Raw genomic sequence first — 1,814 nt, 5'->3', positions numbered from 1 at the left:
GCGACTCTGCGCCTCCGCGACCTCCGCGTTATTCTCCGGCCATATTTGAAAAGCGATACAGGTTAAATGAACCCCGTAGGGGCACCTGCGGGACGCCGCCGTCCGTAAACCACTCTTTTTCTATCTACTGGGAAGCAACGCAGAGCTCACTGAGTCGCGGAGACGCAGAGTTTGAATTGTCTGGTACTGTCGGGCGCGCTGAATTTGAACAAGGATTCACCTGCCAGGGTGAATCCTTTATAAAAATCATTTTCTCCGCGACTCTGCGCCTCCGCGACCTCCGCGTTATTCTCCGGCCATATTTGAAAAGCGGTACAGGTTAAATGAAACACCGATCGAACTATCCGGGTGTTGATGTTCCTCGTCACTCGTCACCCGGCCCTCGTACCTCGCCCGAAGGGCGTCAGCTTGCTTGCTTGATCTGGTGCTTGGAGCGCAGGGTGTAGGGCTTGAGTTCGGGGGGGAGTTCGATGTATTCGCTCAGCAGGATGACGACCTTGCGTTTGTCACCGGCGCCGATCTGTTTAAGTTTGTCGACGACTTTCTTGTCTTCCATTGCCGCGTTGAAATCACGCAGGATATAAATCCCGAAATGGGGTGTGTTCTCGATATGATCGAGCAACTCCAGTGGGGTACGGGTGCGGGGAATGGTGATGTGGGCGGCTCCCAGACGATGCATGCCTTCATCCGGCAGGTGCATGTAAAAGGCCTTGTTGCTGAAGCGGCTGAGCTGGGTAAACAGTTCGCTGACCCGATCGGTATCGTAGGTTTCGATGCTGACCAGCTTGAAGCGGCTGTCGAGGACTTTTTCCAGTTGTTGCAGGTAATTCATTTGAGTTGCTGCCCGGGCCGGATTTGCTTACCAGTATAGCCGCTTTCCCCTGTGGCGACAGCACCCGGGTGTGACGGTGTTCATATTCCGGCGATCAGCTAACTTCACTCTGTTTGGCCGGCGTTGTAAAGAAGGAGACAACCCGGTTGCGGCCGGATTTTTTGGCTTCATACATGGCATGGTCGGCCTTGTCGAACAGGGATTTGCTGTCATCCTTGCGGCCGAGGCTGGCCACCCCGAAACTGGCGGTAACCGGAATATTCAACCCGTCACTGCTGAAGATGGTCCGGTTGACCGCTTCGCGAAGGCGTTGGGCAACGAGTTCGGCACCCTGAGGATCGGTGTTGCTTAACAGGATGACGAATTCCTCGCCGCCGTAACGATAGACAATATCGCTGCTGCGCATGTTCAGCATCAGGGTTTCGGCAAAGATGCGCAGCACATCGTCGCCCACCGCATGGCCATGCTCGTCGTTGATCAGCTTGAAGTTGTCCAGGTCGGTGACCACCAGGGACAGAGGGCTCTGGTTACGATGAGCGAGGTCGACCTCGCGCGCCAGGCTGGAGTCGAAGGCGGACCGGTTGTGTACGCCGGTTAACTGATCGAAATGGGCGGCATGCAGGGCCCGCTGGTACCAGATACCGTTGCGCAGGGGATAAATCAGCTGGCAGAGCAGGTTTTCGATCTTCTGCAGTTCCTCCTCCGCAAACCGCTGGCGGCGGGTGAAAACCAGCTCACCGAGGAATTCACCGGCAAGTTTTAGCCGGTAGGCACAACTGTGCCGCTTGCGGTTACCCTGCTCGAATTCAAGTGCCAGCGCATCATAACTGTAATGGACGCTGTCAAAATCGACCCGCAGGCGCGCATTGTCGAGAAAATGCCCGAGTATCTGGTTGATTTCCAGGGTTGTTTGCAGCAGGCCCGCCAGTTCCAGCGTCTGTTGCAGGTCAGTCGGCGCAATGCCAAGCTGGTCCTGGCCGAG

General features: G+C 56.1%; 2 protein-coding genes. Both read right to left on the bottom strand.

Annotated elements, in window-relative coordinates; translation table 11 throughout:
- Window positions 1-403 precede the first annotated feature (403 nt).
- On the bottom strand, window positions 404-832 hold the full coding sequence (locus tag RI563_RS10345) for a hypothetical protein (RefSeq protein ID WP_310694303.1): 429 nt from the start codon (window positions 830-832) through the stop codon (window positions 404-406).
- Window positions 833-926: 94 nt separating this feature from the next.
- On the bottom strand, window positions 927-1,814 hold an 888-nt coding region (locus tag RI563_RS10340), incomplete at its 5' end, for a GGDEF domain-containing protein (protein WP_310694302.1).

Origin of the sequence: Thiohalophilus sp. (assembly GCF_031581315.1) — a bacterium.
In the GTDB taxonomy this organism is placed as follows: domain Bacteria; phylum Pseudomonadota; class Gammaproteobacteria; order UBA6429; family Thiohalophilaceae; genus Thiohalophilus.
Note: the sequence above shows the minus strand (reverse complement) of the source record. Positions and strands in the feature narration are given on the sequence as shown.

Excerpts from the sequence above, each read along its gene's own strand:
- RI563_RS10345 (WP_310694303.1), bottom strand. The coding sequence starts at position 832 with ATGAATTACCTGCAACAACTGGAAAAAGTCCTCGACAGCCGCTTCAAG.